Source organism: Roseovarius nitratireducens, assembly GCF_002925845.1.
Lineage (GTDB): Bacteria > Pseudomonadota > Alphaproteobacteria > Rhodobacterales > Rhodobacteraceae > Roseovarius > Roseovarius nitratireducens.
Map to the genome: position 1 here is coordinate 128,223 of NZ_PDNI01000074.1, position 25,513 is coordinate 153,735.

At 66.8% G+C, this 25,513-nt stretch carries 25 protein-coding genes and 1 tRNA gene; 14 read left to right on the forward strand and 12 right to left on the reverse strand.

The annotated features are described in order from the left end of the window. The 4 genes from dctP (at window position 1) to CRJ03_RS17005 (ending at window position 3,816) form a co-directional block, all read left to right on the forward strand. Window positions 1-996 (forward strand): TRAP transporter substrate-binding protein DctP, encoded by a 996-nt coding sequence (dctP, locus tag CRJ03_RS16990; RefSeq protein WP_104020058.1) that lies wholly within the window; start codon window positions 1-3, stop codon window positions 994-996. Between the two features lie 61 nt (window positions 997-1,057). Next, window positions 1,058-2,152: an NAD(P)/FAD-dependent oxidoreductase gene (locus CRJ03_RS16995; protein ID WP_104020059.1), complete on the forward strand. Its 1,095-nt coding sequence runs from the start codon at window positions 1,058-1,060 to the stop codon at window positions 2,150-2,152. Then, window positions 2,133-2,435, forward strand: a complete 303-nt coding sequence (locus CRJ03_RS20380; protein WP_276308239.1) for a 2Fe-2S iron-sulfur cluster-binding protein — start codon at window positions 2,133-2,135, stop codon at window positions 2,433-2,435. Before CRJ03_RS16995 ends, CRJ03_RS20380 begins: the two co-directional genes overlap by 20 nt. Further along, window positions 2,422-3,816: an FAD/NAD(P)-dependent oxidoreductase gene (locus CRJ03_RS17005; RefSeq protein WP_104020061.1), complete on the forward strand. Its 1,395-nt coding sequence runs from the start codon at window positions 2,422-2,424 to the stop codon at window positions 3,814-3,816. Before CRJ03_RS20380 ends, CRJ03_RS17005 begins: the two co-directional genes overlap by 14 nt. 510 nt (window positions 3,817-4,326) lie before the next feature. Here CRJ03_RS17005 and CRJ03_RS17010 read toward each other — a convergent pair. Then, a tRNA-Thr gene (locus CRJ03_RS17010) sits at window positions 4,327-4,402 on the reverse strand. Between the two features lie 192 nt (window positions 4,403-4,594). Between CRJ03_RS17010 and CRJ03_RS17015 the strand changes: the two genes are divergently transcribed. The 4 genes from CRJ03_RS17015 to CRJ03_RS17030 are packed head-to-tail and all read left to right on the forward strand — an operon-like array spanning window position 4,595 to window position 8,099. Next, window positions 4,595-5,245 carry a histidine phosphatase family protein gene (locus CRJ03_RS17015; protein WP_104020062.1) on the forward strand — a complete coding sequence of 217 codons (651 nt, stop codon included), beginning with the start codon at window positions 4,595-4,597 and terminating at the stop codon, window positions 5,243-5,245. A gap of 27 nt (window positions 5,246-5,272) precedes the next feature. Further along, complete coding sequence (locus tag CRJ03_RS17020) at window positions 5,273-5,887, forward strand: glutathione S-transferase family protein (protein WP_104020063.1); 615 nt, start codon at window positions 5,273-5,275, stop codon at window positions 5,885-5,887. A gap of 10 nt (window positions 5,888-5,897) precedes the next feature. Then, complete coding sequence (locus tag CRJ03_RS17025) at window positions 5,898-6,953, forward strand: saccharopine dehydrogenase (RefSeq protein ID WP_104020064.1); 1,056 nt, start codon at window positions 5,898-5,900, stop codon at window positions 6,951-6,953. A gap of 3 nt (window positions 6,954-6,956) precedes the next feature. Next, window positions 6,957-8,099, forward strand: a complete 1,143-nt coding sequence (locus tag CRJ03_RS17030) for a saccharopine dehydrogenase family protein (protein WP_104020065.1) — start codon at window positions 6,957-6,959, stop codon at window positions 8,097-8,099. A gap of 41 nt (window positions 8,100-8,140) precedes the next feature. On the opposite strand, the gene CRJ03_RS17035 is transcribed toward CRJ03_RS17030, so the two are convergent. Next, a complete protein-coding gene (locus tag CRJ03_RS17035; protein WP_104020066.1) occupies window positions 8,141-9,349 on the reverse strand; it encodes an aminopeptidase P family protein in 1,209 nt (402 codons plus the stop codon). Window positions 9,350-9,501: 152 nt separating this feature from the next. Between CRJ03_RS17035 and CRJ03_RS17040 the strand changes: the two genes are divergently transcribed. Further along, window positions 9,502-10,494 (forward strand): P1 family peptidase, encoded by a 993-nt coding sequence (locus CRJ03_RS17040; protein ID WP_104020067.1) that lies wholly within the window; start codon window positions 9,502-9,504, stop codon window positions 10,492-10,494. A gap of 210 nt (window positions 10,495-10,704) precedes the next feature. Here CRJ03_RS17040 and panC read toward each other — a convergent pair whose 3' ends face one another. Together panC and panB are read right to left on the reverse strand one after the other, a co-directional pair. Next, entirely contained in the window at window positions 10,705-11,550 is an 846-nt protein-coding gene (panC, locus tag CRJ03_RS17045; protein ID WP_104020068.1) for a pantoate--beta-alanine ligase, read from the reverse strand. Further along, the gene (gene panB, locus CRJ03_RS17050) at window positions 11,547-12,371 is read right to left on the reverse strand and encodes a 3-methyl-2-oxobutanoate hydroxymethyltransferase (protein WP_104020069.1); all 825 of its coding nucleotides are present in this window, start codon (window positions 12,369-12,371) and stop codon (window positions 11,547-11,549) included. Before panB ends, panC begins: the two co-directional genes overlap by 4 nt. Window positions 12,372-12,566: 195 nt before the next feature. Here panB and CRJ03_RS17055 point away from each other — a divergent pair, with 195 nt between their 5' ends. Beyond that, complete coding sequence (locus tag CRJ03_RS17055) at window positions 12,567-15,074, forward strand: GcvT family protein (protein ID WP_104020070.1); 2,508 nt, start codon at window positions 12,567-12,569, stop codon at window positions 15,072-15,074. A gap of 30 nt (window positions 15,075-15,104) precedes the next feature. On the opposite strand, the gene CRJ03_RS17060 is transcribed toward CRJ03_RS17055, so the two are convergent. The 4 genes from CRJ03_RS17060 to CRJ03_RS17075 all read right to left on the reverse strand — a co-directional run bounded on the left by CRJ03_RS17060 (window position 15,105) and on the right by CRJ03_RS17075 (window position 17,933). Then, entirely contained in the window at window positions 15,105-15,842 is a 738-nt protein-coding gene (locus tag CRJ03_RS17060) for a GH25 family lysozyme (RefSeq protein WP_104020071.1), read from the reverse strand. Between the two features lie 83 nt (window positions 15,843-15,925). Next, entirely contained in the window at window positions 15,926-16,267 is a 342-nt protein-coding gene (locus CRJ03_RS17065; RefSeq protein ID WP_104020072.1) for a carboxymuconolactone decarboxylase family protein, read from the reverse strand. Window positions 16,268-16,338: 71 nt separating this feature from the next. Next, window positions 16,339-16,998, reverse strand: coding sequence for a DUF938 domain-containing protein (locus tag CRJ03_RS17070; protein WP_104020073.1), 660 nt, complete (start codon window positions 16,996-16,998; stop codon window positions 16,339-16,341). Continuing rightward, window positions 16,995-17,933, reverse strand: coding sequence for an aldo/keto reductase (locus CRJ03_RS17075; RefSeq protein WP_104020185.1), 939 nt, complete (start codon window positions 17,931-17,933; stop codon window positions 16,995-16,997). The genes CRJ03_RS17070 and CRJ03_RS17075 overlap by 4 nt, the downstream gene beginning before the upstream one ends. 110 nt (window positions 17,934-18,043) lie before the next feature. Here CRJ03_RS17075 and CRJ03_RS17080 point away from each other — a divergent pair, with 110 nt between their 5' ends. Genes CRJ03_RS17080 through CRJ03_RS17090 form a run of 3 tightly spaced genes read left to right on the forward strand, consistent with a single transcriptional unit; the run spans window position 18,044 to window position 20,086 of the window. Further along, window positions 18,044-18,706 (forward strand): phosphatidylserine decarboxylase, encoded by a 663-nt coding sequence (locus CRJ03_RS17080; RefSeq protein WP_104020074.1) that lies wholly within the window; start codon window positions 18,044-18,046, stop codon window positions 18,704-18,706. After that, the gene (locus CRJ03_RS17085) at window positions 18,703-19,446 is read left to right on the forward strand and encodes a CDP-alcohol phosphatidyltransferase family protein (protein WP_104020075.1); all 744 of its coding nucleotides are present in this window, start codon (window positions 18,703-18,705) and stop codon (window positions 19,444-19,446) included. The genes CRJ03_RS17080 and CRJ03_RS17085 overlap by 4 nt, the downstream gene beginning before the upstream one ends. A 19-nt stretch (window positions 19,447-19,465) precedes the next feature. Beyond that, window positions 19,466-20,086 (forward strand): class I SAM-dependent methyltransferase, encoded by a 621-nt coding sequence (locus CRJ03_RS17090; RefSeq protein ID WP_104020186.1) that lies wholly within the window; start codon window positions 19,466-19,468, stop codon window positions 20,084-20,086. Between the two features lie 56 nt (window positions 20,087-20,142). On the opposite strand, the gene CRJ03_RS17095 is transcribed toward CRJ03_RS17090, so the two are convergent. The 4 genes from CRJ03_RS17095 to CRJ03_RS17110 are packed head-to-tail and all read right to left on the reverse strand — an operon-like array spanning window position 20,143 to window position 24,802. Next, on the reverse strand, window positions 20,143-21,216 hold the full coding sequence (locus CRJ03_RS17095; protein ID WP_104020076.1) for a BMP family ABC transporter substrate-binding protein: 1,074 nt from the start codon (window positions 21,214-21,216) through the stop codon (window positions 20,143-20,145). A 23-nt stretch (window positions 21,217-21,239) separates the two neighbouring features. After that, window positions 21,240-22,154, reverse strand: a complete 915-nt coding sequence (locus tag CRJ03_RS17100; RefSeq protein WP_104020077.1) for an ABC transporter permease — start codon at window positions 22,152-22,154, stop codon at window positions 21,240-21,242. Further along, window positions 22,154-23,236: an ABC transporter permease gene (locus CRJ03_RS17105; RefSeq protein WP_104020078.1), complete on the reverse strand. Its 1,083-nt coding sequence runs from the start codon at window positions 23,234-23,236 to the stop codon at window positions 22,154-22,156. The genes CRJ03_RS17100 and CRJ03_RS17105 overlap by 1 nt, the downstream gene beginning before the upstream one ends. 48 nt (window positions 23,237-23,284) lie before the next feature. Then, window positions 23,285-24,802, reverse strand: coding sequence for an ABC transporter ATP-binding protein (locus tag CRJ03_RS17110; RefSeq protein WP_104020187.1), 1,518 nt, complete (start codon window positions 24,800-24,802; stop codon window positions 23,285-23,287). Between the two features lie 246 nt (window positions 24,803-25,048). Between CRJ03_RS17110 and CRJ03_RS17115 the strand changes: the two genes are divergently transcribed. Continuing rightward, window positions 25,049-25,492: a hypothetical protein gene (locus CRJ03_RS17115; protein ID WP_104020079.1), complete on the forward strand. Its 444-nt coding sequence runs from the start codon at window positions 25,049-25,051 to the stop codon at window positions 25,490-25,492. Window positions 25,493-25,513 lie beyond the last annotated feature (21 nt).

Consider the following 25,513-nt stretch of genomic DNA (forward strand, 5'->3'; position numbering starts at 1 on the left):
ATGAAACATACCATGCTGGCCACCGCTGCCGCCGCGCTCATGGCGCTTACGCCCATGGCCGAGGCACAGGATCTCAAGATGAGCCATGTCCGCCCGCAGGGCGCAACCATCGACGTCGAGCTTCGGGCGTTTTCCGAGGCCGTCAAGGAGGCCACCGGCGGCGATGTTAGCGTCAATATCTTCGCCGCCTCCGCACTGGGCGATTACACCACGGTGCAGGAGCGCATCAGCGTGGGCGCCATCGACATGGCCACGCAGCCCGCCGCCACCGCCGCCGATCGCCGCATGCAGATCAGCTCTTTCCCCTATCTGGCTGGTAACTGGGAGCAGGCCCGCACGGTCTATGGCCCCGGCGGTGTGGTGCGCGAGGTGATGGCCGGGCTTTATGCCGAGCAGGACATCACCATGCTGGCGGCCTACCCTGTGTATTTCGGGGGCATCTCGCTCAATGTCGACAACCCGCAGGCCGGATCGGTCGACCCCAACGGTATCAAGGTGCGCGTGCCAGGCATCAAGAGCTTTCAGCTGACCGGCGAGGCGCTCGGCTATATCCCGTCGCCGATCCCGTTCTCCGAGGCGTTTACCGCCGTGCAGACCGGCGTCGTTGACGGCGTGATCGGATCCGGGGCCGAGGGCTACTATGCGTCGTTCCGCGACGTGACCAAGACCTATATCCCCGCCAACACCCATTTCGAGGTCTGGTACATGATCATCTCGAACGAGAGCCTTGCCGGGCTGTCCGACGAGGATCAGGCGGCGCTCAAGGAACAGGCGGCGGCGTTCGAGGCAACCCGCTGGGAGGTGGCCGAGGCCGATCAGGCGCGCAACGAGCAGCGGCTGGTGGATGATCTGGGTGCGACCGTGGTTGCGCTGAGCGACGAACAACTGGCCGCAATGGCCGCCAAGGCGCGCGCCGATGTCTGGCCCGCCGTGCTGGAGGATGTAGGCGCCGATTGGGGCCAGGCGATCCTCGACAAGGTGGCGGCGAGCAACTGAGCCTCAATAGGACAGGGCGGCGCATGCCGCCCTGTCGTCGCCCAAGCCGGGATCGGAACCCATGAGCAGCGATTATGTCATCATCGGCGGCGGGGTCGTCGGCCTCTCCACCGCCTGGGGCCTGCTCAAGCGCGGGCTTCGGGTGACGGTGCTGGATGGTGATGACGGGTCGTTCCGGGCCAGCCGCGGCAATTTCGGCCTTGTCTGGGTGCAATCCAAGGGCATGAACCAGCCGCGCTATGCGCGCTGGTCGCAAACCTCAGCCGCCGCGTGGGCCGAGTTCGCCACCGAGTTGGGCGAGGCCACGGGGCAGGACCTCGGGCTGGAGCAGAAGGGCGGCTACGATTTCCATTTCTCCGAGGAGAGCCTTCTGGCAACGGTAGAGAAATACGAGGCGCTGAAGGAAAAACTGGACGGCAATTACCCGTTCGAGGTGCTGGGCCGCAACGCCCTGCGCAAGGAAGAGCCGCATATCGGACCCAAGGTCATGGGCGCGATCCTGCATCATCAGGATGGCCACGCCAATCCGCTGCGCCTGCTGCGCGCGCTCGCCGCCGATGTGCGGCGCATGGGCGGGCGGGTGCTGACCGGCAGGACGGTGACGGATGTGACCAAGCCCGACGGCTTCCGCGTGATCTGCGCTGACGGCGCTATCGTCGAGGCGGGCAAGCTGGTGCTGTCGGCAGGGCTGGGCGCGGCGCTGCTTGGGCCGAAGCTGGGCTTCAAGGCCCCGGTGCGGCCACAGCGCGGGCAGGTGCTGATCACCGAGAAACTGCCCAAGATCATCAACCGCCCGTCGCTCATCGCGCGGCAGGTGGACGAGGGCGGCGTGCAGATCGGGGCCACGAACGAGGAGGTGGGGCTCGACGACGGCGTGACTCAACCGGGCCTCTCGGGTCTCGCCGCCGAGGCGATTGCGGCCTACCCGGTGCTGGCGCGCGCGCAGCTTGTGCGGTCATGGGGCGCGCTGCGGGTGCTCTCGCCCGATGGCTTGCCGATCTATCAGGAGAGCGCCGAGATGCCCGGCGCCTATCTCGTGACCTGTCATAGCGGCATCACGCTCGCCGCAGCACATGCCCGGTTCCTGCCCGACTGGCTGGAGGGGACCGAGGCAGCACCCGACCTGGAGGTGTTCGGTGAAGCCCGCTTTTCTTGAATTGTCCCCCGATGCGCACCGCGTGCCGGTGCGCTTTGCCGGGGAAACGCTGATGCTGCCCGAGGGCGCGAATCTGGCCGCCGCCCTGCTGGCCGCCGGGGTGACGGTGCTGCGGCACACGCCAGTCTCGGGCGCGCCGCGCGCACCCTTTTGCATGATGGGGGCCTGTTTCGACTGTCTGCTCGAGGTGGAGGGCGTGGTGCGGCAGGCTTGCATGATCGAGGTTACCGAGGGTCTGGAGATCGCCCGCCCGCATGAGGGGCCTTGCGATGACACGCTTTGACCTGGCCATCATCGGCGCGGGGCCCGCCGGTATGGCCGCTGCCGCTACGGCGGCGGAGGTGGGGATGTCGGTTTGCGTGCTGGATGAACAGCCCCGCGCGGGCGGGCAGATCTATCGCGACGTAGAGCGCGCGGCGGGCCTGCGCGGGGATATTCTGGGCAAGGATTACACCCAAGGCGCGCCGCTGGTGGCGGGGCTGCGGCAGGCCGTGATCACGCATGTCGGCGGCGCGGTGGTCTGGGCCATCGAGCCGGGCTTTCGTATTTCCTACACCTGCGACGGGGCAGCGGCGCAGATCGAGGCCGCGCGCGTGTTGCTCGCCACCGGTGCGCTGGAACGGCCCATGCCGCTGCCGGGCTGGACCTTGCCAGGCGTGATGACGGCGGGGGCGGGGCAGATCCTGCTCAAGCAGTCGGGCGTCTTGGCGCGTCGCGCGGTGCTGGTGGGCTCGGGCCCGCTGCTTTATCTCATTGCGGTGCAGATGGTGCGGGCAGGCACGCCGCCCTTGGCGCTGGTCGAGACGCAGAGGCGCGCGGACCTCATCCGTTCCGCGCAGCATTTGGGGGGGGCGCTACGCGGCTGGCGCTACCTGCTCAAGGGGCTGGGCCTGCTGGCCGAGATCGCCCGCGCCCGCGTGCCACGCCATACCGGGGCCACGGAGATTGAGGTCGAGGGCGAGGGCCGAGCCGAGGCGGTGTCCTTCGAGAGCCGGGGCAAGCACCACCGCATCGCCTGCGAGACGGTCTACCTGCATCACGGCGTAGTGCCGAACACGCAAGCCGCGCGCTCCCTTGGTGTCAGTCATAAATGGAACGCGGCGCAGGCTTGCTTCGTGCCGGTCCTCGATGAGTGGGGCCAGAGCGATGTGCCCGGAGTTTGCATCGCCGGGGATGGGGCCGGGATCGGCGGGGCCAGGGTGGCCGAGATCGCCGGGCGGCTGGCCGCGTTGAAGCTGGCCGAGGAAGCCGGGCGCTTGTCCGCGTCCGACCGTGATGACAGGGCCACCCCGTTACACGCTGCCTTGTCGGTCGAGCGGGCGGCGCGGCCCTTTCTCGATGTGGCCTATCCCCCTTATGCCGGTGCCATCGCGCCGACCGACACCACCGTGATCTGTCGCTGCGAGGAAGTCACCGCTGGCGACATAAGAAGTTACGCCGGGATCGGCTGCCTTGGCCCCAACCAGACCAAGGCCTTTGGCCGTGCGGGTATGGGGCCGTGCCAGGGCCGTTATTGCGGATTGACCGTTACCGCCCTGTTGGCCGAGGCGAACGGGCAATCGCCCGACGAAACCGGCTATTACCGCATACGCCCGCCGCTCAAACCGATTACGCTGGGCGAACTGGCCTCCATGGACGGGCCCGAGAAGGACGCGGCAGGATAGGAACACCGCATCATGCAACGGATCGGACCCGACCAAAGCATGAGCAACAGCATCAAGCACAGTGCAGCGAAATCGGCCGCATCTCCCCGGTGTTGACGGGGCTATTCGTCGGCCTTGGATATCATGATCGGCCCAAGTGTCAGGACGGCCCGGAACGGGGGTGGGCTGCAGACGCAGTCCAAGCTTGTTCCTTCATGGGCCAGGTTCGCGGCGCGGGCGCGGGCAATCTCGGCCTCGCGCGCGGCCGGCAACGTGTCGATCTCGCCCGCCACCGGACGCAGCTCAAGAGGTCAGCCCCCGCCCGTCCGCACGGCCTGCCCGGCCCGCAGCGCCGCAACCCGCGCGGTCAGAACCATTCATGAAGCAGCAATACGGCCTATGCGTCGAGGTGCTTCTCACCAAGGAAGTAGAATATCCCGGTCTTCGCGACGATGAATGGGCGCGACATGGTCTACCGGCTCCGTTCGACTTCAAGAAGCTGGAGCGAAACGACTCTTTCAGTTGAGGAAGTGGTGCCGCTGAAGGGACTCGAACCCCCGACCCCATCATTACGAATGACGTGCTCTACCAGCTGAGCTACAGCGGCCACCTTCTCGCCCGCGGGCCGGGTCTGGCGCGGCGGGACCGGGTGCCGCTTTAACCGAGCCGGGGGCAGGGCGCAACAGGAATTGCGCGCGCGCCCACGCGCCCGAGCCGGTGCGCCGAGAAATCCGCCCATGCCACCTTTCGCCCGGTCGCGCGGGGCGCTAACGTCGCGGCGCAAGACGGGGGGCGAAATGTGACCGAGATCGTTCTGGTGCGGCACGGGCAGGCCAACAACAGGGCCACGGACGAGGCGGGATATGACCGGCTCTCGCCCTTGGGCGTGCAGCAGGCGGATTGGCTCGGCATGCACATGCGCGCCACCGATCCGCATTTCGACCGGGTCGTCACCGGCACGCTCACCCGGCAGCGGGGCACGGCCGACGCCATGGGCTATGGCGGCGGCGACGTGGACGCGCGCCTCGACGAGCTGAGCTATTTCGCGCTGGCGCAGGCCGTGGAGGCGCAGCACGGCATCCCCGCCCCGCAGGATGCCACGCAATTCGCGCGCTACCTGCCGCGGGTCATCGACCATTGGGCGCAAGGCAATCTCGACGGGTTGCCCGAGAGTTACGAGAGCTTCTCGGCCCGCGTGACGGATCTGCTCGACGAGTTGTCGGGCAGCGGCGGGCGCGTGCTCGTTGTCACCTCCGGGGGCGTGATCGGCATGGCCATGCGCCACGCGCTCGGGCTCGACATCGGCGGCATGTCCAAGGTCATGCTGCAAGTGATGAACAGCTCGCTGCACCGTGTGCACCATGTCCATGACATGCTGATGGTGGGGGCGTTCAACGCCACGCCGCATCTCGACGCACCGGACCGGGCCCATGCCCGCACCTTTATCTGAAACGGGCATCTGAGACGGGAGAGGAACATGAAACTCTATTATGCTAGGGGCACCATCGCCATCGCCGTGGCCATCGCGCTCCACGAGGCGGGGCTCGAGTTCGAGCCGGTGCGGCTCGATTTCAAGGCGGGCGAGCAGACGGAACCGCGGTATCACGCGGTCAACCCAAAGGGGCGCGTGCCCGCACTCGTGACCGACAGCGGCATCCTGACCGAGACCGCCGCCATTCTTGAGCACATCGCCGATCTCGCGCCTGCCGCCGGGCTGCGCCCGACCGATCCGTTTGAGGCCGCGAAGATGCGCGAGGCGATGTGCTATCTCGCCTCGACTATGCATGTGAATCATGCGCACCGCGTGCGCGGCCATCGCTGGGCCGACGAGGAAAGCTCGCTCGCCGACATGAAGGCCAAGGCCGTCGAGACCATGACCGCGAGTGCGGCCCATGTCGAAAACCACATGCTCAAGGGGCCCTACGTGCTGGGCGAGGCGGTCTCGCTGGCCGATCCGTATCTCTACGTCGCCTGTAGCTGGCTGCCCGGTGACGGGGTGGACATGGCGGCCTATCCAAAGATCACCGCCTTTGTCGAGGCGATGCGCACCCGTGCCTCGGTGGCGCAGGTCATCGCCGACGACATGATCTGAGAGGACAACCATGACACATCTCTGGGTCCGGGCCGAGCAGCGGCCGAATGAGGAACGGGTGGGGATCACGCCCGAGGGGGCGGCGCAACTGGTCGCCAAGGGTATGCGCGTGACGGTCGAGGAAAGCCGCAACCGCGCGATCCCGATTGACGGTTACCGCGACGCGGGCTGCGAGATCGCGCCCGAGGGCGCGTGGCCCGACGCCCCCGCCGATGCCATCATCTTCGGGCTCAAGGAACTGCCCGAGGATGGCACGCCGCTACGCCATCGTCACGTCATGTTCGGCCATGCCTTCAAGGGGCAGCATTCCGGCAAGCGCCTGTTGCAGCGGTTCAGGGCCGGGGGCGGCGCGCTCTATGACCTGGAGTATCTCGTGGGCGAGGACGGACGCCGCGTTGCCGCCTTCGGCTACTGGGCGGGCTATGCGGGCGCGGCGGTGTCGCTCATGGCATGGGCGGCGCAGCGGCAGGGCAAGACCTGCCCGCCCGTCGATACCTTTGCGGGCCGCGATGCGTTGTTGGCGGCGCTCGCCGCGCAGCTCGACGCCACCGGCGCGCCCCGGCCCACGGCCATCGTCATCGGCGCGCTGGGCCGCGTCGGCACCGGGGCGAGCGACCTGTGCGAGGCGCTGGACGTGACGGTGACCCGCTGGGATATGGCAGAGACCGCGCAGGGCGGGCCGTTCCCGGAACTCCTCGCGCATGACCTGTTCATCAACTGCATCCTCGCGCGCCCCGGCACGCCGGTCTTCGTGCCGAAATCGGCGGTGGCTGAACCCCGCCGCCTGACGGTGATCGGTGACGTGGCCTGCGATCCCGACAGCGATTACAACCCGGTGCCGGTCTATGACACGGCCACTACATGGGCCGAACCGGCGGTGCGCGTCCACGACGCAGCCCCGCTCGACGTGATGGCCATCGACAACCTGCCCTCGCTCCTGCCGCGCGAATCCTCGGAGGATTTCGCCGCGCAGCTTCTTCCCCATCTCGGGACGCTCGACGCCATCGACGCGGGCGTCTGGGGCCGGGCGCGGGCGACATTCGACACCCATATCAAGGAGGTCTGAAACATGACGATTCACTGGTGCGGCACCGGCCTTTCGGCCATCCCCGGCCTGCGGCGGCTGATCGAGGCGGGCCATGACGTGACCGTGTGGAACCGCTCCACCGACAAGGCGCAGGCGGCGGTGGGCGACCTGACCGCCAATATCCACGCCTTCGACCGCGATGCGCTGGCCGCGGCGCTCAAGCCCGGCGACGTGGTCGTCTCGATGCTGCCCGGGGACTGGCACGTGCCTCTGGCGGAGCTGTGCCTGTCCAAGGGCGCGCATTTCGTCTCGTCGTCTTACATTGCGCCAGAGATGCGGGCGCTGGATGAGACCGCACGCGCACGCGGGCTGAGCCTCGTCAACGAGATCGGCCTCGACCCGGGCATCGACCACCTGATGGCGCATCACCTCGTGGCCGATTACCGCGCCTCGGGGGTGTGCGACGCGGCCAACGACCTCAGCTTCACCTCCTATTGCGGTGGCGTGCCCAAGCACCCGAACCCGTTTCGCTACAAGTTCAGCTGGTCGCCGCTGGGCGTGCTCAAGGCGCTTCGCTCGCCCTCGCGCTCGATCCGCGAGTTCGCGGAGTTGAACGTCGCGCGGCCGTGGGATGCGATCTCGTCCTACCAGGCCCCATTGCCGACGCCCGAGACCTTCGAGGTCTACCCCAACCGCGATTCCATCCCCTTCATCGAGGATTACCGCTTCGATCCTGACTGGCGGATCAGGGATTTCGTGCGCGGCACGCTGCGGCTCAACGGCTGGTCGGAGGCGTGGAAGGACGTGTTTGCCGAGATCGAGACGCTGGAGGGCGACGCCGGCGAGGCGCGGCTCAGGGAAATGTCCGATCAGTTCTGGCAAGAGAACGCCTATGACGAGGGCGAGCCGGATCGCGTCGTGCTCTGTGTCGGGCTGCGCGCCGAGCGGGACGGCATGCCGGTCTGGCACAAGACCTACGTGATGGACGCATGGGGCGACCTGCGCGGCACGGCGATGGCGCGGCTGGTGTCGGTGCCCGTCTCGCTGGCGGTCGAATCGGTGCTGGCACGCGAAATTCCTGCGGGCGTCAGCCCCGCGCCGCACGACCCGAAGCTGGTGGCGCGCTACCTGTCCGAGGTTGACCGGCTGGCGCAGCATTTGCAGGTGGTGGATCACCTCGCCTGAACGGTGTGCCGGGGCGGCGCGATGCCGCCCCGGCCCCGGGCTCAACCCACCGCGTTGAAGTCCGGGCCGTAAGGATAGCCGGTGATATTCTCGTTGCCGTCCTCGGTGATCACGAGAATATCGTGCTCGCGGTAGCCACCGGCGCCGGGCTGTCCCGCGCCAAGCGTCAGCATCGGCTCCATCGAGATCACCATGCCCGGCTCCAGAACCGTGTCGATATCCTCGCGCAGTTCCAGCCCCGCCTCGCGGCCATAGTAGTGGCTGAGAATGCCAAAGCTGTGGCCATAGCCGAAGGTGCGGTATTGCAGCAGGTCGCGCTCTTCGAAGAACGCGTTGATCTGGTGCGTGACGTCGGCGCAGGTGACGCCGGGCTTCAGCAGCGACATGCCGTACTCATGCGCGGCGACATTGGCCTCCCAGATATTGCGACTCGCCGCGTCCACCTCGCCCGCGAACATCGTGCGCTCCAGCGCCACGTAATAGCCCGACACCATCGGGAAGGTGTTGAGCGACAGGATATCGCCGCGCTCGATCATCCGCGCCGTCACCGGGTTGTGCGCGCCATCGGTGTTGATACCCGACTGGAACCACACCCATGTGTCGCGGTACTCGGCCTCGGGGAATCGCTTGGCGATCTCCAATTCCATCGCATCGCGGCCCGCCATTGCCACGTCGATCTCGCGCGCGCCGACGGTCACGGCGTCGCGGATGGCGTAGCCGCCCACATCGGCCACCTGTGCGCAGGACCGGATCAATGCGATCTCGGCTTCGGACTTGCGCATCCTTTGCCGCATCGTGGCCGGGGCGAGGTCCAGCATCGTCAAGGGCTCGAGGAAATCCTCCAGCCTGTCGCGCTGCATCAGCGTCAGGTGATCGCCCTCGTAGCCGACGACCCCGCCTGTCCCTGCCACGGACCACACCGCGCGCCAGAAATTGTCGCGCTGCCAGTCGGTATAGGTGATGTTGTCGCAAAATGATCGCCGCCACGGCTGGCCCGCGTCGATGCCCGCGCTGATGGTGACGCAGTCGGTTTCGGTGATGACAAGCCCATAGGGCCGCCCGAATGAACAATAGAGAAAGCCCGAATAATACGCGATATTGTGCATCGAGGTGAGGACGACGGCGCTTGCCCCCGCCTCCTCCATGATCGCGCGCAGGCCCGCGACCCGCGCCTCGTATTCGAGCACGGCAAAGGGCAGCGGGGCCTTTTCGCCGTTGTGGAACCTGTAGAAGTCTGGACGTGCAGTCATTGTGACCCTCCTTGCAAAAGAAGGTCCCGGCGTTCAGGACTGTTGGGAAAGGCCCTGATCGGGGCGACGCCATCGCCCGGGCCTGATGCCTTTTCTTGCCGATCGCATGCGCTCTGGCAAGGTGGTTTGTGGCCGGAACGGAGATTTGCGGCATGATTACGCGGACAGGTGCGCGCAACCTTATCACCGATGTGGCCGGGCTGCGCGTGGGCAATGCCGGGGATACGCGGCTGCGCTCCGGCGTGACGGTGCTCACCGCCGACGCCCCCTTTACCGCCGGGGTGCACGTGATGGGCGGCGCGCCGGGCACGCGCGAGACCGATCTGCTCGCCCCCGACCGCGCGGTGCAGGACGTGGACGCGCTGGTGCTGTCGGGCGGCTCGGCCTTTGGCCTCGATGCGGCCTCGGGCGTGGCGGAGGGGCTGCGCGACATGGGGCGCGGCTTTGCCGTGGGGGATGTGCGCGTGCCCATCGTGCCCGCCGCGATCCTGTTCGATCTGTTGAACGGCGGGGAAAAGGACTGGTCGGATAATCCTTACAAGGCGCTTGGCCGCGCCGCGCTCGCCGACGTATCGGAGGATTTCGCCCTCGGCAGCGAGGGCGCCGGGACCGGGGCCACCACGGCCACGTTCAAGGGCGGACTCGGCTCGGCCTCGACCCGCCTGCCCGATGGCAGCACGGTGGGCGCGCTGGTGGCCGTGAACGCTCTTGGCTCGGCCACGGTGGGGGATGGGCCGCATTTCTGGGCCGCGCCCTTCGAGATCGACGGGGAATTCGGCGGGCTCGGCCCCGCGCCGCGCCACCCCGACCCGCTGACCGCCCCCACGAAACTGGCGCAGCACGGCAACACCACCATCGGCATCGTCGCCACCGACGCCGCACTCACGCAGGCGCAATGCACCCGGCTTGCCACTGCCGCGCATGACGGGCTTGCCCGCGCTCTGCTGCCGTCGCACACGCTGATGGATGGCGATCTGGTCTTCGCCGCCGCCACAGGGGCGCGCCCCGCGCCCGACCTTGCCGCGCAGGTGCTGCTGGGCCACGCCGCCGCCTGCACCATGGCCCGCGCCATCGCCCGCGCGATCCACGCCGCCCGCCCGGCGCCCGGCGACCTGCTGCCGACGTGGTCGGAGCGGTTCGGCTGAGAGAAAAGCGGCCCCGGTGTTTCCACCGGGGCCCTGGGACACAACAGACGTAAGCGGTGGCTCACCGGGCATCGTCAATCAGGACACTCTTGACCAGCGCGGTTTGCGCGATCCCGGCACCCGTCACATGGGGAAGAATGGCGCGCTTGTCCCGTCAGGAAATCCATCCCTTTGCCCCCGGAGGCGCGTGACGTTGCTTAATTCGACGGTTCAGGCGACGGCCATATTGTCGATCAGCCGCACCCCGGCGAGCCACGCGGCGGCAAAGAGCCGCGCGGGACGGTCGGGCGCGTCGAGGGCTGCAAGGTCGTCCTGCGCGCGCAGGTCGAGGTAATCCACGCGGGTGAACCCGGCCTTCTCCAGTCGCGCCACCGCCCTCTCGCGAAGCGCCGGGAATGCCTGTCCCGACTGCAGCCCCTCGACCAGCGCCTCCATCTCCTCGTGCAGGCGCGGCGCGGAGGTGCGCGCGCGGTCCGACAAGAGCAGGTTGCGCGAGCTGAGCGCCAGCCCGTCGATATCGCGGATCGTCGGGCAGCCATGCACCGTCACGGGCAGGTCCAGATCGGTGGCCATGCGGCGCACCACCAGGAGCTGCTGGAAATCCTTCTCGCCGAAGAACGCGTCGGTGGCGCTGGTCTGGGTAAAGAGCTTGGTCACCACCGTGGCCACCCCGTCGAAATGGCCGGGACGGAATGATCCCTCCATCACGTCGGTCAGTCCGCTGACCGAAACGGTCGTGGCGAAATTCGCCGGATACATCTGGTCAGCCTCCGGCACCCACAGCGCATCCACCCCGAATCGAGCCAGCTTTCGCGCGTCCTCTTCCTCGGTGCGGGGGTATTTTTCCAGATCGGCAGCGTTGTTGAATTGCTTCGGATTGACGAAGATCGTCACGATCACCCGTTCGCAGCGCTCTTTGGCCGCCGCCACCAGCGACAGGTGCCCGTCATGCAGCGCGCCCATCGTCGGCACCACGCCGATGCGCTCGCCCGCCAGCGTCCAGGGGCGGGTGGCGATGCGCAGGTCGTCGAGGCGGCGCAGGATCGGCGCGCTCAACTCGGCGACTCCTCGGCGAATCCGTGCTCCGGCGCGGGAAAGGTGCGCGCGCGCACTTCCTCGGCATAGGCGGCGATGGCGGCGGTGCCCGCGTCCCCCAACTCTGCATAGCGCTTGACGAATTTCGGCTTGAACGCGGTAAACAGGCCCAGCATGTCATCGACCACGAGGATCTGCCCGTCACAGCCCGCCCCCGCGCCGATGCCGATCGTGGGGATGTCGATCCCGGCAGTGATCCGATCGGCCAGCACCGAGGGCAGCTTTTCCAGCACCACCGAGAACGCCCCGGCCTCGGCCACGGCGCGCGCGTCGGCCATCAGACGCTCGGCCGCCTCGCCTCGGCCCTGCACCTTGTAGCCGCCCAGCGTGTTCACCGATTGCGGTGTGAGGCCGATATGCGCCATCACCGGCACACCCCGCGCCACCAGAAAGGCGATGGTCTCGGCCATATGCTGCCCACCTTCGAGCTTGACCGCCGCCGCGCCCGTCTCGCGCATGATGCGCGCGGCGTTGCGGAACGCCTGTGCGGGGCTTTCCTCGTAGCTGCCAAAGGGCATGTCGATCACCAGCATCGCGCGCGACAGCCCCCGCGCCACCGCCTGCCCGTGCAGGATCATCATTTCCATCGTGACACCGAGGGTAGAGGTCATGCCGTGCACCACCATCCCGAGGCTGTCGCCCACGAGGACGAAATCGCAGGCCGAATCCATCATCCGTGCCATCGGCGTGGTATAGGCGGTCAGCGAGACGATGGGCGCGCGGCCCTTCATCGCCCGGATATCCTCGGGCAGGGGGGCGGTCTTGCGGGCGGTGGCGCTCATGGCTGTCGGTTCCGTGATGTCCGTGTTGGCGCGCTAGCTATCAAGCTGCGCGGGGGAAATCCACCTCTCTGTTATCGCACCGTGATCGGCGGGCAGCGTCGCTTTCGTGCGGCGTTGTGTCGGATGGGCTGCGCGTGATTTCACAGGATTGATAAATATCTGCCCAAAGACGTTATCCCAACGGAGTCGCACGCCATGAAAACCGAAGTCAAAGCCCTCGTCGTCGGCGGCGGAGCGATCGGCACCTCAATCGCCTATCATCTGGCCAAGGCAGGATGGCAGGACATCATGCTGCTAGAGCGCGACGAACTGACCTCCGGCTCGACTTGGCACGCGGCGGGCCTGTTGCCGCTTTTCAACATGTCCTACGCCACCACCCATATCCACAAGTATTCGGTGGATTTCTACAAGACGCTCGAGGCCGAGACCGGGCTCAACGCCGGCTTTGCGGTGGTCGGCAACCTGCGCATGGCGCAGACTGACGAGCGCATGGACGAATACATGCTCTATGCCGCGACCGCCGAGACCTGTGGTGTGCCCTACGAGTGGCTGACGCCGGACGAGATCAAGGCGCGCTGGCCGCTCATCAATACCGAGGATCTCAAGGGCGCGATCTATCACAATACCGACGGCTATATTAACCCCGCGGATGTGACGCAGGCGATGGCCAAGGGCGCGCGCCAGCGCGGCGTGATGATCGAACGCAAATGGCAGGCCGATGCATTCCACTGGACCGGCACGGCGTGGGAAGTCACCTGCACCAAGATGGTGGAAAAGGGCGGCAACCTCGTGCCCTCGGACGAGCAGATCGTGATCACCGCAGAGCATGTCGTCACCGCGAGCGGAAACCATGCGCAGACCACCGCGAAGAAACTCGGCATCAAGATCCCCGCGATCCCGGTCGAGCATCAGTTCATCGTGATGGACAAGGATCCGGCGCTGGTCGAATATCGCGCGAATGGCGGGCAGGAGCACCCCGTGGTCCGCGATGCCGATGCGCAATCCTATGTGCGCGAAGAGCGCGGCGGCTGGATTCTCGGCGTCTATGAGAAAAACGCCCCCGCCTGCTTTGAATATGGCGTGCCCGACAGCTTCCGCGCCGATCTCTTCCCGCTCGACCTGGAGCGGATCGAAGAGCAATACATGGCGATGATCCACCGCATCCCGTCCTGCGAGGAAAGCGGATTGAAGGACGATTTCAACGGCCCGATCTGCTACACGCCCGATGGCAACCCGCTGGTCGGCCCCGCGCCGGGGCTGCGCAACATGTGGCTGGCCGAGGGCTTTTCCTTCGGCATCACCGCCGCGGGCGGCACCGGATATTATCTCGCACAGCTCATGGTCGATGGCGAGGCCGAGATCGACATGGCGAGCCTCGATCCCAAGCGGTATTCGTCGAACTGGATGACCACCGAATTCGCCGCGCGCAAGAACGAGGAGGCGTATGACCATGTCTACATCCTCCACCACCCGGATGAAGAACGCCCCGCCGCCCGCCCGCTGCGCACCGTACCTGCCTATGACCGGCAAAAGGCGCGCGGCGCGCAATTCGGCTGGGTGAACGGCTGGGAGCGTCCCAACTATTTCGGGCCGTTGGATGCGCCCGAGAATTTCGACCACGACGCCCGCAGCTTCCGCCGTGGCGGCTGGTGGCAATACGCGGTGGAAGAGGCCAAGGCGATCCGCGAGGGCGTGGGCCTGATCGACGCTTCGGCCTTTACCAAGCATGTGGTCAAGGGCCCCGGCGCCACCGCGTTCCTCGACTGGTTCACCTGCAACAAGCTGCCCAAGGTAGGCCGGATCAACCTGACCTATGCGCTGACCGATGCCGGCACCACGCGCACCGAATACACCATCGTGCGCATGAAGGAGCACGAGTATTACCTCGTCTCCTCCGGTGGCTGGACGGAATATGACGCCGACTACATGCGCAAGGCCGCCGAGGACAAGATGGCCGAGTTCGGCTATGTCGAAATCCAGGACGTGACCACCCAATGGGGCGTCTTTGCCATCGCCGGGCCGAAATCGCGCGACGTGCTGAACGAGGTCATCAAGGACGCCGACCCGGCCACCGCGCTTACCAACAAGCGGTTCCCGTGGCTGTCGGCGCGACGGATCGAGCTGGGCATGTGCCCGGTCAACGCCATCCGCGTGGCCTATACCGGCGAGCTGGGCTGGGAGCTGCATCACCCGATCGAGATGCAGAATTACCTCTTCGACCTGCTTGAGAGCGCTGGCGAGAAGCACGGGATGAAGCTGGTGGGCGCGCGCGCGCAGAACTGGCTGCGGCAGGAAAAGAGCTATCGCGCCTTCGGCAACGAGCTGGGCCGGGATGCCACCCCGCTCGAGGCCGATCTGCCGCGCTTCGTCGATCTCGACAAGGAGTTTCGTGGCAAGGAAAGTCTCGTGGAGACCGGCGTTCGCGTGAAATGCTGCACGCTGCTGATCGACGGGCCTGACGACGCCGATCCGTGGGGCCGCGAGGCGCTCTACACACCCGAGGGCGAGCGGGTGGGCCGTCTCACCTCGGGTGGCTATTCGGTGGCCTTCGGTCAGTCCATCGGCATGGGCTATGTCCGTCCGAACCTTGCGGTTGAGGGCACGAAGCTACAGGTTCGCATGTTCGACAAGCTGTGGGACGCGACCGTTACCTGCGACAGCCCCTACGACCCGAAGAACGAAACCATCCGCAAGGATGGGTGAGCGATGACGGGGGCGCCTTCGGGCGCCCCCTCATTTCTCGTGCCGTCGCAACCACCTGCGCCACGCGCCCCGTGTGCCGCGAAACGCGTTGATGTCGACGCCGCCTTCCACGCCCGGAACGACGCCGGTGCCGGTATATTGCCAGAATACCCAAGGTTGCCCCGGATACACCTGGTCGGGCGTTTTCGCCACCGAACGCAGCCAGAACTCGGCGCGCACCTGCCCGATCCCGGTGACGGCATAGAATTCCGGCGTGGTGTAGATGATCGGGCGCTGGCCGTAGTAACGCTCTATGATATCAAGGAAAATCCGTGCCTGCCTGCGTACCTCGGCCCCCGGCGGGCGCGTGGTGCAGGTGGGCGAGAACGGGTTCCATTCCATGTCGAGCACGGGCGGCAGGGCGCGACCCCGGCGCGGCACGTTGCGGATGAACCAGCGCGCCTGCACCTCGGGCGGGGTGCAGAAATAGTAGAAATGATAGGCCCCTCGCGGGATGCCGTGGCGCGCGGCCAACTGCCAGTTTCGGTCAAAGCTGGGGTCCTTGACGTCGCCGCCCTCGGTCGCCTTGATCCAGGCGAAGGCCACGCCCGAGGCCGCAACGCGCCGCCAGTCGATCTCTTCCTGGAAACGCGCCACGTCGATACCGTGCACCGCGTAGCGAGCGGGTCCTCGGGGCCCGAAATCCACCGGATCGTAATCGCCGAACGGTCCGCCGGCCAGGGCGGGCAGGGGGGCGAGCCAGACACAAAGAGACAGGATACGCAGCATCGGGGGGCATCTCCGCGCGGGGGACTTGCGCCGATCCTATACGCCCCGCCCGTGCCGGTCAGCAGGTTTCGTACGCCCGCGGTTCAGGAACTTTCGGACAGCTCGTCAAAACAGGCGAGCGCATGCGCGGCATACATCATCGCCGGGCCGCCCCCCATCTGGATCGACATGGCCAGCACGTCGCCCACCTCCTCGCGGGTGGCGCCGGCGCGCACGAGCGCCTCGGCATGCAGGCCGATGCAGGGCTCACAGCGGATGACGATGGACATGCCAAGCGCGAGAAATTCCTTGGTCTTGAAATCGAGTGTGCCGCCCTCCTTGACTGCCTTGCCGAGGCCGCCGAAGGCGCGCGCCGTGTCGGGGATGAGCGCGTTCATCGCGCGCAACTCCGTTCTCGTGTCGTCGACTTTTTCTTTCCAGCTCATCTCCGCGTCCTTTTTGCCGGGGTCCTGCGATCGCAGAAAGCACCGGCAAGGCCGCAAGGCATTGATCCAGATCAGGTGAGGCGGCGGGCAGCGAGAAGAAGGTTGTTGGCGGGCATCTCGCGCGTCCCGGGTGGGGTCAACCCGGCGGCCTCGACCCATTCCCCGACCTCGGCCACGTCCTTGTAACCGATCCCGGCGTCCTGAGCGCGCAGGCTCGCGTCGAAGCGGGCATCGCCCTCGGAGGTGGCCTGCCCGTCGCGCAGAAAAGGGCCATAGAGGGCAAGGTGTCCGCCGGGTGCGAGCGCCTGCGCCGCCTCGCGGATTACCGTGCGCGCCTCGGGCGTGCTGATGAGGTGCAGCAGGTTTACCAGCACGATCAGGTCCTGCCCGCCATTCTCTGCCCCCCATCCCGGCGCGGTTGCGTCGAGCGGACGGGCTGGGGAAAGGTTGGGCAGGGCGGCCTCGGCCACGTAGGCATCGATGCTGGCGCGACGAGCGGCGTCGATTTCGGTAGGCTGCCAGTCGAGCCCGGGCATGGCGCGGGCAAAGGCCACCACATGCTGCCCGGTGCCCGAGGCGATTTCCAGCGCGCGGCCCGTCTCGGGCGCGATCTCGCGCAGCGCGTCGGTGATCGGTCCGGCGTTGCGCTCGGCCGAGGGGGCGTGCAGCTTGGCCCCCTCGGTTTCATGCGCGACCGAGGCCATCGGCGGCAGGGTGCGGCGCGTGCTCATGCGCCCTCTTCCGTGCGATCTGTCGCCGGGGGCGGGGCCGGGGTGAGCGCAGCGAGCCGTTGATAGAGTGCGTCATCCATTTCGAAATCAATGGCCGCGAGCGAGGGCGCGATCTGCTCCGCCGAGCGGCCCGAGATGAGCGGGACCGGCCCGGCGGGATGGCCCGCAGCCCAGGCAACGGCCAGCGTTGCGGGGTCGGTGCCAAGCTCTGCGGCGATGTCCACCAGCGCCGTGGCGGCCTCCTGCATCCAGTCCTGTCCGTAGCGGATCGCGTAGCGTTCGTTGCCGGTGAGCCGCCCCGTTTCGCCGCGCGCGTATTTACCTGTGAGCAACCCGCCCGCGAGCGGAGAATAGCCCGCCACGACCATACCCTCGGAGGCGGCCATCGGCAGGATTTCCACCTCTGCCTGCCGCTTCACGAGGCTGTACATCGGTTGCAGGATCGAGATTTGAAGATCAAACCGAGCCGCGATGCAGGCGGCTTTCATCACCTGCCACGCGGCGAAATTGGACAGGCCCACATGGCTGATCTGTCCGCGCGACTTCAGGTCGGCGAAACACTCCAGCGTTTCCTCCAGGGCTGTGTCGGGATCGAAGCGGTGCAGGTAGAGGATATCAACGTGGTCCATCCCGAGCCGCTGGCGCGAGATGTCGAACTGCGCGCGGATATTGGTGGCCCCGGCCCCGCCCGAGTAGCCAGCCTTGGTGGCGATCACGAGCCGGTCGCGATGCGGCGCGGCGAGTTTGCCGAGCAGCGTCTCAGCCGCGCCATCGGTATAGAGATAGGCGGTGTCGAAATGGGTGATGCCGGCGTTGAGGCAGGCGTCGAACATGGCGCGCGAGGCCGCCGCGTCCGCCGTGCCGCCGAATTGCATGGTGCCAAAGGCAAAGCGGCTGGCCGCGGTCCCGTCGGGAGAGGTGATCTGGATGCTCATGCGGTGGAGAGTGCCATGCGGTGGAACCGAAGAAAAGGTGTCGCCTTGCATCTGAAGGTCATGGGGCTTAGGCGATTGGAAAGGATATTGCGCCCGAGGACCATGCGCCCATGAAGATGCACGAGACCTTCATAAAGCCGATGCACCCCGAGGGGCGCCGCTTCGTCGCGATCTTTGCCGGGGTTGCGCTGGTGCTCTTCTTGCTGTGGGAGCCATTGGGCTGGATCGGTGTGGGGCTGACGGTCTGGTGCTACTATTTCTTTCGCGATCCCGAGCGCGTGACGCCCACGCGCCCCGGTCTGATCGTTAGCCCTGCGGATGGCATCGTGTCGCTGATCGAGCCCGCCGTGCCCCCCCCCGAGCTCGGCTTGCCGGATACGCCGCTCACGCGGGTTAGCGTGTTCATGTCGGTGTTCAACTGCCACGTGAACCGCGCGCCGGTGGCGGGCCGGGTGACGAAGGTGGCCTATCGCCCCGGCAAGTTCCTCAATGCCTCGCTCGACAAGGCGAGCGCCGACAACGAGCGCAACGGCATCGTGATCGAGATGGCGGATGGCCGCGTGTTGCCGGTGGTGCAGATCGCCGGGCTGGTGGCGCGGCGGATCGTGTGTTTCACCGGCGAGGGGCACGAGATCGCGCGCGGCGCGCGGTTCGGGCTCATCCGGTTCGGCTCGCGGCTCGATGTCTACCTGCCCGAGGGGGTGGCGCCGCTTGTGCGCGTAGGTCAGACGATGGTCGCCGGCGAGACGGTGATCGCGGAGACCGGCACATGAGCCGCCCCCCGAGAAAGGAGCTGACGCTGGCGCAGCTTTTGCCGAACATGCTGACGGTGGCGGCCATCTGCGCCGGGGTCACCGCGATCCGGATGGGCGTGCAGGGCGATTACGTGCGTGCGGTGCAGCTCTTGCTCATTGCCGGGGTTCTCGACGGGCTCGACGGGCGGCTGGCGCGGCTCTTGCGCAGCACCTCGGCAATGGGGGCGGAGCTCGACTCGCTCGCGGATTTCGTCAATTTCGGCGTCGCCTCGCCGCTGGTGATCTATTTCTGGGGCTTGCAGGACATGCGCCACGCGGGCTGGATCGCGGTGCTGTTCTTTGCCGTGTGCTGCGTCATGCGGCTGGCGCGGTTCAACGTCAGTTCCCGCGAAGAGGGGGCCAAGGGCGGATCGGGGGCGTATTTCCAGGGGCTGCCCTCGCCTGCGGGGGCGCTGCTGGCAATGCTGCCGATGTTCTTTACTTTCGCCATTCCGGGGATGTCACCGCCGCCCGCGCCGCTGGTGGGGCTTTACATGGCCGGTGTCGGCCTGCTGATGATCTCGCCGGTGCCGGTGTGGTCCTTCAAGCGGACGCGGATTTCGCGTGAGAACGTGAAATTCTTCCTGCTGGCCTTTGCCTGCGTGGCCGCTGCGCTCACGCTCTTCACATGGGCGGCGCTGATCATGATCTGCCTCGCCTATGTCGCGGTCGTGATCTGGGCGGCGGTGTTCTGGTATCCCAAGGACCGATCCTCATGAGCAACGGAGGGGTATGACGATGGATCTCGACGCGGTCAAGAACAGCTACGCCCGGTGGGCCCCTGTCTATGACGCGACTTTCGGCAAGATCACGCATGCCGGTCGCCGTGCGGCGGTGGCCTATATCAACGCGCGTGGTGGCGAGGTGCTGGAGGTAGGTGTCGGCACCGGCCTGTCGCTGGAGACCTATAACAGCGCGCTGCGCGTCACCGGCATGGATTACAGCGAGGACATGCTGCGCAAGGCGCGGGCGCGCGTGGCGAAACTGGGCCTCGACCATGTCGCAGAGCTGCGGCAGATGGATGCGCGCAGCCTCGAATTTCCGGATGCGAGCTTTGACACGGTAGCGGCGATGCACGTGCTGTCGGTGGTACCTGAGCCCGAGCGCGTGATGGCCGAGATCGCCCGCGTGCTGCGCCCGGGCGGGCAGGTGGTCATCACCAACCATTTCCGCCACGAGCGCGGGGTCTGGGCCGGTCTGGCCCGCGCCGCCGCGCCGCTAGAGAGGGTGCTAGGCTGGCATTCGGATTTCGAGATCGACACGGTGTTGCAGGACTCGCGCCTGCATATCGTTACCCGCCGCGACCTGCCCCCGATGGGGATGATGACATTCCTGGTGCTGGAAAAGCGTCTCAATTGACCGAAGAATAGCCCCGCCGGAACCGGCGGGGCTCTGGTCCTGCTTTCGTGGCGAACTCAGTTGGGGATCTGTCCGCTGATCCCCTCGACATAGAAATCCATCCCCAGAAGCGTGCCGTCATCAGCGATCTCGCCCTCGGCCAGCCATGCGCTGCCGTCCTGGCGGTTGATCGGGCCGGTGAAGGGGTGATACTCGCCCGCCGCCATCGTCTCCTTGAGCGCCAGCGCATCAGCCTTGACGTCGGCGGGGACCGCGTCGGTTATTTCGCCGATCTTGACCATGCCCTCGTCGATGCCGTGCCAGACCTGCTGGCTTTCCCACGTCCCGTCGATCACGGCCTGCGTGCGGTCGATGTAGTAGGGCGCCCAGTTGTCGATGATCGAGGAGACGCGCGGGAAAGGCGCGTATTCGGCCATGTCCGAGGCCTGGCCGAAGGTGATCACGTCACCCGCTTTTTCCGCCGCCGCCTGCGGCGCGGTGGAATCCGTGTGTTGCAGGATCACGTCGGCCCCCTGCTCGATCAGCGCCTGCGCGGCGTCGGCTTCCTTGGCCGGGTCGAACCACGTGTAGGCCCAGATGATCTTGAACTCGACATCGGGGTTGACCTTCTTCGCGTGGAGATAGGCAGAGTTGATACCCCGGATCACCTCGGGGATCGGGTAGGAGGCGATGTAGCCGATGGTGTTCGACTCGGTCATCTCGCCCGCGATATGGCCCTGCACCGCGCGCCCCTCGTAGAAGCGGGCGGAGTAGGTCGAGACATTGGGCAGGGTCTTGTAGCCGGTGGCGTGCTCGAATTTCACGTTTGGAAACTTCTTGGCGACTTCGAGCGTCGGCTCCATGAAGCCAAAGGAGGTTGTGAAGATCAGGTCCGCGCCTTGAAGTGCCATCTGCGTGATCGCGCGCGCGGCATCGGCGCCCTCGGGTACGCTCTCCTGGTAGACGGTCTCGACGGCGTCGCCGAAATGCTCTTCGACGGCGAGGCGGCCCTTGTCATGCTCGTAGGTCCAGCCGCCATCGCCGATGGGGCCGACATAGATGAAGCCGACCTTGGTCTTGTCCTGTGCGGTGGCCCCGGTCGCGAGGCCGAGCGCGAGCGCGGCAGAGGTGAGCAGGCGGGTGAGTGTCATGTGGGGTCTCCCTGTTGCGGTTGTCATTGCGAGGCGTGGAAGATGCGACCCAGAGAGGCGGGGGCGCGCGACTTGTCCGCCGACATGATGACCAGCACGAGGATGGTGATCAAGTAGGGCGACATGGAAAGATATTCGACCGGGATGGCAAGGCCCGCTGCCTGAAGATTGAGCTGCAACACCGTGACGCCGCCGAAAAGCCAGGCACCGAGCAGCACGCGCCCTGCCTTCCACGAGGCGAAGACGACGAGCGCCAGGGCGATCCAGCCTGCCCCTGCGGTCATGCCTTCGGTCCATTGGGGCACGCGGATGAGGCTTATATAGGCCCCGCCCAGCCCTGCGCAGGCCCCGCCAAAGAGGATCGCCAGCACACGAACCCGCACCACCCGGTAGCCGAGCGCATGGGCCGCGTCATGGTTTTCGCCCACGGCGCGCAGGATCAGGCCCGCGCGCGTGTATTTCAACATCGCCCAAATCGCCGCGACCAGTGCCAGCGCCAAGTAGACCATCAGGTCGTGGGAAAACACCACCCGGCCAAGAAAGGGAATGTCGCTCAGCGGGCCGAGATCGAGTCGCGGCGTCGGCGGTGGCTTGATGCCGACATAGCCCTGCCCCAGCAGCGACGAGAGCCCAAGCCCGAACAGCGTGAGAGCGAGGCCCGACGCCACCTGGTTGGCCAGCGCCAGTTGCGTGAGCAGGGCGAAGAGCAGCGCCAGCACCGCCCCGCCCGCCGCCGCCGCGACAAAGCCAATCGCAGGCGAGCCGGTGTTCACCGCCACGGCAAAGCCGCAGATCGCCCCGGTGATCATCATCCCCTCGACGCCGAGGTTGAGAACGCCCGCGCGCTCTACCACCAGCTCTCCCAGTGCGGCCAGCAGGATCGGTGTGGCCGCGACCACCAGCGCGGCCAGAAGCAGGGCCGGGTCGATCGCACCCATCACGCGACCTCCTTCTTGCGGATTCGGATGCGGTAATTTGTCAGAAGATCGACCGCCAGCAGGAAGAACAGCAGCATCCCCTGGAAAAGCTGGATCGCGGCGGCGGGCAGGCCCAGCGTCGATTGCGCCATCTCGCCGCCGATATAGGTGAGCGCCATCAGAAGCCCCGCAAGCGCGATACCCACCGGGTGCAGCCGTCCGAGAAAGGCCACGATAATCGCGGTGAAGCCATAGCCCACGTTGAAATCGATGCTCACCTGCCCGGCAGGCCCCGCGACCTCGAACATGCCGGCCAGCCCGGCAAGTGCCCCGGACGTGCCGAGGCAGACGAGCACCAGCCGCCCGGGCCGCACCCCTGAAAAGCGCGCTGCGCGCGGGGCCTGTCCGGCCAGCCGGATCTGGAAACCGAGGATGTGGCGGCTGAGCAGCACATAGGCCGCGATCACCGCGATCACCGCGGCGGCCACCCCCCAGTGCATGCCGGTCCCCTCGATGATCTCGGCGTTGTGGGCGCTGGGATAATCGCGCAGGTTGCGTGAGCCGGGAAAGCCGTGCCCGTCGGGATTGCGCATCGGCCCGAGCGCCATCGCGGCGAGAAGCTGCTCGGCCACGTAGACCAGCATCAGCGACACGAGAATCTCGTTGGTGCCGAATCGCACTTTCAGCAGCGCCGGGATCATCGCCCAGGCCCAGCCTCCGAGCGCACCCGCGATTATCATCAGTGGAAACACCACCGCACTGTCGAGTGGGTAGAGTGCGAGCCCCACCCCCGCCCCGGTGAGCGCGCCGAGGATATACTGGCCCTCGGCCCCGATGTTCCACACGCCTGCGCGGAACCCGAGGCTGAGCCCGATGGCGATGAGGATGAGCGGCGTCGCCTTGATGAGAAGCTGTGGCCGGTAGTAGAAGGCGAACTCGCCGAAGAGCGGCTTCCAGAAGATCGTGGCGATCGCCTCGACCGGGTCCTTGCCCAGCGCGGCAAAAAGCGCGCCGCCCGCGATCATGGTGACGAGCACGGCGAGGGGCGGCGTCGCCCATGTCCAGATCCGCGAGGGCTGTGGCCGCTTTTCCAGCCTCAGCATGGCGCGCCCACGGGCTTCTTCTTGGCAAAAATACCCGAATCCGCTGGTTCAGACATGCGCCACCTCCATGTCATGCGCGCCGCCCATCATCAGGCCGATTTCCTCCACGCTCAGCCCTGCGGCGGGGCGGGCGGGCGACAGCCGTCCCTCGTTGAGCGCCGCAAAGCGGTCGGAGATTTCCATGAGCTCGTCAAGGTCCTGGCTGATACACAGGATAGCCGTGCCCTCGGCGGCAAGATCGAGCAGCGCCTGCCTGATCGCGGCGGCGGCGGCGGCATCGACGCCCCAGGTGGGTTGGTTGACGACGAATACCTCGGGCCGTTGCAGCACCTCGCGCCCGATCACGAATTTCTGAAGGTTGCCGCCGGAGAGCGCGCGCGCGGCGGTCTCGGGACCGGGGGTGCGCACGTCGAACCGCGCGATGACCGCCTCAGCGAAGGCGCGCGCAGCCCGCCAACGGACGAAACCGCGGGCGAGCAGCCCCTCGCGGTCGGCACCGGTAAGAAGGGCGTTTTCCGTCAGCGTCATGTCCGGGGCAGCGGCGTGTCCGAGCCGTTCCTCGGGGGCGGTGAGCAGGCCGCGACGCCGCCGTTCGGCGGGGCCAAGATGCCCCGCGGGCGCGCCGTGCAGCCGCACTGTGGGCGCATTGGTCGTGATCTCGCCCGAGAGTGCGGCGAGCAACTCGTCCTGCCCATTGCCCGCAACGCCGCCGATTCCGAGGATTTCGCCCTGTCTGACGGTGAAGCCGATCGACTTGAGCGCGGTGCCAAAGGCCGAGGGTGCGGGCAGCGACAGTTCCTCGACTTCGAGCGCTACCTCGCCCGGCGCGTGTGCGGTGCGCGCAGGCGTGGCGAAGGTCGAGCCGACCATCATCTCGGCCATCGCGCGCGCCGAAGTTTCACGCGGGGTGCAGGTGCCCACGTTGCGCCCCTGCCGCAGGATCGTGGCGTGATCGCACAGCGCGCGAATCTCCTCGAGCTTGTGCGAGATGTAGAGGATCGCCACGCCCTCGGAGGCGAGCCGGCGCAGCGTTTCGAACAGGATCTCCACCTCCTGCGGGGTGAGCACCGAGGTGGGCTCGTCCATGATCAGGAGCCGCGGCTCCTGCAACAGGCAGCGGATGATCTCGACGCGCTGACGCTCGCCCGCCGAGAGATCGCCGGTGAGGCGGCCCGGGTCGAGCGGCAGGCCGTAGGTTTCCGACACCTCGCGGATGCGCGTGGCAAGGGTGCGCAGGGGCGGCGGGTGTTCCATCCCGAGCGCCACGTTCTCGGCCACGCTGAGCGCGTCGAAGAGAGAGAAATGCTGGAACACCATCGCCACGCCCGCCGCGCGCGCCGCCGACGGGTTCGCGGGGGCGAAGGGCGCGCCGCGCAAGCTCATGCTGCCGCTGTCGGGCTTGACCAGGCCGTAGATCATCTTGACGAGGGTCGACTTGCCCGCGCCGTTTTCGCCCAGCAGCGCGTGGACCTCACCCTCGCGGATATCGAAGGACACCGCATCATTGGCGATCACGCCGGGATAGGCCTTGGTCACGTCTGAAATGGAGAGCAATGTCTGCGTCACGCGTTCCTTCCCCGGTGGCGGTATCACCTGCCCACCCATGACTAGCCCAGTCGCGCCGCCTGCGGCAATGCCTTGCGGGAGACGGAAGGCACCATGATCGACCGGCAAAGCAGGAGGACCAGCAACCGCCCCCTTGTCGATCACGGTTTCTTTAGCAACCCGGCATGTCCCTTGACCCGCCGCATCGTGGAAGCGCAAGCTCAGTGATGGGGGCGCAACGCCCCCTTGAGCACGGGAGAATCCACCATGACTGAAGAAACGTTCAAGAAACTCGGACGAAGCTGGGGTCAGGGGATTTCGATCGGCGTCTGCGTGGCCGTTCTCACGGCCGTGGTTTCGATCATGGCCAATCGCTCGGGCATGGCGCCCTTTCCGCAACCTCCGGCTCTGGCCTTCGCGGAAACGCTGGTTGGACGGGAATTGCCAATGCCGGTGGGGCTCTTGTTTCACGCCGTCTATGTGACCGGCTGGTCCGCGCTTTTCCTGCGCTACTCGCCGTGGCAGGGCGCGGGCGCCATCGCCGTGTTGTCTCTGCTGCTGTGGGGCGGGGTGCTGCTTGTGTTCTTTCCCATTGTCGGTTGGGGCTTGTTCGGTCTTGGCATCGGACCGCAAATGATCCCCGGATCGTTCGTGCCGCATTTCCTCTTCGGGCTGTTTCTCTGGGGGCTCGACCGGGTCTGGCCTAGGTGAACAGAGACGGCTTTCCGCCGT